Source organism: Methanoculleus sp. UBA413 (genome assembly GCF_002502935.1).
GTDB classification, from domain to species: Archaea; Halobacteriota; Methanomicrobia; order Methanomicrobiales; family Methanoculleaceae; genus Methanoculleus; species Methanoculleus bourgensis.
The window spans coordinates 1-4,463 of sequence record NZ_DAQR01000058.1; the positions used below are offsets into that span (position 1 = coordinate 1).

At 65.7% G+C, this 4,463-nt stretch carries 5 protein-coding genes and 1 pseudogene; all 6 read left to right on the top strand.

Annotation, left to right across the window (positions count from 1 at the left end):
* The first annotated feature begins 29 nt into the window (after window positions 1–29).
* Entirely contained in the window at window positions 30–872 is an 843-nt protein-coding gene (locus BP858_RS04230; protein ID WP_286878933.1) for a pantoate kinase, read from the top strand.
* Entirely contained in the window at window positions 869–1,600 is a 732-nt protein-coding gene (locus BP858_RS04235) for a 4-phosphopantoate--beta-alanine ligase (protein ID WP_286878934.1), read from the top strand. The genes BP858_RS04230 and BP858_RS04235 overlap by 4 nt, the downstream gene beginning before the upstream one ends.
* Window positions 1,587–2,588, top strand: a complete 1,002-nt coding sequence (locus tag BP858_RS04240) for an AAA family ATPase (RefSeq protein WP_286878935.1) — start codon at window positions 1,587–1,589, stop codon at window positions 2,586–2,588. Before BP858_RS04235 ends, BP858_RS04240 begins: the two co-directional genes overlap by 14 nt.
* A complete protein-coding gene (locus BP858_RS04245) occupies window positions 2,585–3,301 on the top strand; it encodes a class I SAM-dependent methyltransferase (protein ID WP_062263014.1) in 717 nt (238 codons plus the stop codon). Before BP858_RS04240 ends, BP858_RS04245 begins: the two co-directional genes overlap by 4 nt.
* 230 nt (window positions 3,302–3,531) lie before the next feature.
* The gene (locus tag BP858_RS04250) at window positions 3,532–4,074 is read left to right on the top strand and encodes an ArsR/SmtB family transcription factor (protein ID WP_286878936.1); all 543 of its coding nucleotides are present in this window, start codon (window positions 3,532–3,534) and stop codon (window positions 4,072–4,074) included.
* Between the two features lie 138 nt (window positions 4,075–4,212).
* Window positions 4,213–4,463 (top strand): annotated as a pseudogene (locus BP858_RS04255) (serpin family protein); the annotation flags it as partial.

The following is a 4,463-nucleotide window of genomic DNA, read 5'->3' on the forward strand; positions in this document are numbered from 1 at the left end:
GGGAGCAAAGAGGAGGTCGCGGCAGCGGTATGGTCAGAACTGCTGTAGCCTTCTCTCCCGGACATATCTCCGGCTACTTCAAGCGCGTTGAGGGGAGCGGGCCCGGGAGCACCGGGAGCGTCGGGGCCGGGGTGGTCATCGACGAGGGGGTGCGCTCGACGGTCACCCCTGCCGCGGCGACGAGCGTCCGGGTGGTCTGGCGGGGCCGGGTCGCCGCCGGGTCGCCGCCGGTTGAGTACGCTCTCGACCGGCTGGGGGTTGCGGCCCGCGTCACCACCGAGTGCCGGCTCCCCATCGGCGCCGGGTTCGGGCTCTCAGCGGCCGCGGTCCTTGCGACGCTCACGGCCGCAAACCACCTCTTCGACCTCGGGCTCTCTGCTGACGATGTGGCGGCCAGAGCTCACGAGGCCGAGGTTGTCCACCGCACGGGTCTCGGGGACGTCGCCGCGAGCCAGGCCGGCGGGGTCGTCTGCAGGATGGGGCCCGGCATCCACGCGGAGATCATCCGGTTCTACCCGGAAGAACCCCTCTACGCCGTGAGCCTCGGTCCGCTCCCGACCGCGTCGGTCCTCTCGTCCCCTGAGGCGATGGCGCGGATAGCAGCCGCGTATCCCGACCGCTGCCCCCGGGACCTCACCGACTTCTGCCTCCTCTCGCGGGGGTTCGCCCAAGGGAGCGGACTCATCGCGCCCGGGGTGCAGCGGGTGCTCGCGGCCTGCGACACCGCGGGGGTCCCGGCGAGCATGACGATGCTCGGGAACGGCGTCTTTGCCTGCGGCGACGACGCCGACCGGGTGCTCTCGGGATTCGGAGAGGTCGAGCGCCTCAACGTCGCCCGCCGCGGCGCATACTTGATCGAGATGAAACCATGATTCCCAAAGACCATCCACGGTACCGCTCTCTCATCGCCCGCGAGCGGCTGGCCCGGTGCGCCCGCGAGGGCGTCGTCGCACTCGAGGGGCTTGCCGCCCACGGGCGCGGGGAGGCGTTTGATTACCTGATCGGCGAGCGGACGAGCGAAAGCGCGCTTCTCGCCGCCCGCACGGCCGCCGCGATGCTTCTTGCCGCCCGGCACGCGGTGATATCGGTGAACGGCAACACGGCAGCGCTTGCGGCCCGCGAGGTCGCGGCGCTCCAGCAGGCGAGCGGTGCCGACGTCGAGGTGAACCTCTTCCACCGGACCGATGAGCGGATAGCACTGATCACCCGGCTCCTCGAGGACGAGGGCGTCCGGGTCCTCTCCGGGACGGCGGAACGGCTCGTCCCGCTCGCCCACGACCGCGGGCTCTGCCTCCCCGAGGGGATCGGGGATGCCGACGTGGTCCTCGTTCCGCTCGAGGACGGGGACCGGTGCGAGGCGCTCAGGGCGATGGGGAAAGCGGTCATCACCGTCGACTTAAATCCCCTCTCCCGGACCGCCCGCACCGCAACCCTGACGGTCGTCGATGAACTGACGCGTGCGCTCCCCGCGATCACCGCGGCCTGCGCCACGCTTGAGCCCGGCGAGCGCGACCGTCTCATCGCCTCACTTGACAATACCTATCTTCTTCGGGCGGCAATAGATGAGATGAGAGAGAGACTGGTTCATGCTCTGGAGTGAAGTCTACCGCCCGAAGGGGTGTGAGGATATCATCGGGCAGGACGAGGTTGTCCGCTACCTCGTCTCGTTTGCGGATGCAGGGAGCGTACCCCACATGCTCATCTCCGGGCCGCACGGCACCGGGAAGACCGTGGCCGTCGAGTGCCTGGCAAAAGGGCTCTACGCCGAGAACTGGGAGGCGAATGTGAGCACGTTCAGCGCCGCTGACCTCCTCGGGCGGGGGAGGAGTGCGCTTGAGGCAGACGAGCGGTTCAGCCATATCTACCGGAAGGACCAGAGCCTGATCGTCAACTTCAAGTACATCGTGAAGTGGTACGCCTCGATGCGCCCGCTGGATGCCCCGTTTAAACTGATGGTCTTTGAGGATGCCCACGACCTGACGTTTGAGGCGCAGCAGGCCCTGCGGCGAACCATGGAGCGCTACAGCGCTACCTGCCGGTTTATCTTCATAACCACCCGGCCGTCGGCGATCATCCCCGCGATCGCATCACGGTGCCTGCCGCTCTTCTTCGCCCCGATAGAGAGCGGGATCATCCGTGCCCGCCTCGAGGAGATCCTCGCCGCCGAGGGGGCCACCCTCCCGGCCGACGACCTCGACCTGATCGTCCACGCCGCACAGGGCGACCTGCGGCGTGCGATCATCTACCTGCAGCTCGCCGCCGGGTCCGGTGGGGACGCCGACCTCGCCGAAGTTCTCGCCGAGGTGTCGCGCTCAGAGACCGGCAACGTCGCCGCATCGGCGTTCGACGCGCTCCGGACCGGGAACTTCGACGCCGCAAGCCGTATCGCTGAATCGCTGATGATCGAGTACGGGCTCTCGGCACGGGAGGTCGTCCACGAACTTCGGCAGGTGGTCAGGCGCGAGTACAACCACCCGGCCCTTGCGGTCGCGCTCGCCGACGCTGACCACCGGCTCTGCCACAACGCAAACGATTTTGTGCAGGTCAATGCACTTCTTGCCCGGATTGCCAGGGAGGTGTTTTTGTGAATAAAGTACAGCAACACTATGACGAGATCGCGGATATCTACGACGACCGCTACGACGGCCACCGCGGGAGGAGTTACCACCGGCATATCTCAGACCACGTGATGAGCGTGCTCCCGAAGGGGGGTTTCCTTCTCGACCTCGGGTGCGGGACAGGGCTCTTTGTGGAGCGGTATATCCAGGAAGGCGGCCAGGCGGTGGGCCTTGATATCAGCCCGGGGATGGTGCGGCACGGGCGGCAGCGCTGCCCGGAGAGCGGGTTCTGCGTCGGGACCGCCGACGTCCTCCCGTTCCGGGATGGGACCTTCGACGCCCTCGCAAGCCTGCTCGCCTTCAGCTACGTCCCGGATCCCGAGGCGATGCTCGAAGAGTCCTACCGGGTCTTAAAGCCCGGCGGCCGGATCGCGATCTGCACCCTCTCGCGGACGGTCTTTACGAGCATCGTCCCTGTCATCTACCAGGTGGGGGAGAAGGTCGGCCTGAAGAAGGTGGGCGTGGGAGACTTTAACGAGCGCTACTACACAAACGGTGAGATCGCGTGTCTCCTCGAGGATGCCGGGTTCGCTGATATCTCGGTCGGCCGGTGCTCGTTTGCGCACCTCAACCTCGCTGACCCGGTCTTTTCACTTGCCCGGAAGGTGGAACCCTTCATCGAGGAGAAACTGCCGTACCTGGCCTACAACGTCTGCGCGGGTGGGAAGAAACCGGAAGGTTAAGAGGGGCAGATTTACCCCGGGTCAGGTCAGCAGGAGGCAGGGGTCGCTATCCACTTTGACCGGCGCAGGGTAGGGCCGTAGAGCGGTTATGCCCTGTCCTCGCGGCAGATCGCGCCTCCACTTCTTGACCGGGCGGTCACGGTCGTTAGGTACCGCCCACATGGGGTGGCTTCTTTTTTACGGAGACGATAACAGAACCGTTATATCCTGTCTTTCCGAACAACTCTCTCATGGAGCCGGTCGATATCGTCCTGACGAAGGATACGTTCGAGGTCCTTGCATCCGAGACCCGGCTCGATATTTTAAAGATCTTGTCCACACGCAGGATGACGGTCACAGAGCTCGCAGACACCCTTGACCTCGCAAAGTCCACGGTTCATCACCACCTGCAGAGACTGGCCGACGCCGGTCTTGTTGCCGCAGGGGACGACGGGCGCGCCTGGGTGTACTACGCGCTCACACCGGAGGGGCGGGGCCTCCTGCAGCCGCACGACGGCACCCGGATCCGGATTATCCTGGCTGCAGGACTGGCAAGCCTCGTCGGAGGGGTCTGTGCCGTCGTGGCCTTCCTGACCACGCCGATCCGGGAAGGGCCGGTGCCCCCGCGGCTGGGAGGGGGAGGCCTCCCGGTCCCGGCGGGGCCTCCCGTGGAACTGCTCGTTGCCGGGATCGCGCTTGCGGTGATCGGGGGGATCCTGGTGGCGTATGCCTGTACCCGGTGGCGGAACAGGCGTGCGACGGAGGACTTTTGTGCCGGTGAGGAAGTTACGTGACCTATATAGAGTTTTTGAACCCGTTCGACCGGGATCGAACGCTTTCGCCGGTATTATCGTCTTTCTGCGAGAGAGAATCCATGTGGATGCCCGGGGGAGACCCGGCCTTTTCCCCGATGCGATCCACGGGAGAGAACGATGAAAAGACTATTGATATTCTCCGGAATAAGCATCCTGGCTCTGGCGCTCATTCTTGTAGGACTGACCGCCGCCGGCACCGCACCTCAGACCACGACTTCAATCTCCGGTGAACCCGTTGCCGGGGATGCCCATCCCAATACGCTGGACGGCGCCGGCAACGTGGCGGCCGGGAATAACCGGTTCGCGTTCGACCTCTACCGGCGCCTCGCGACCGACCCGGCGTACGCGGGAGGCAACCTCTTCTTCTC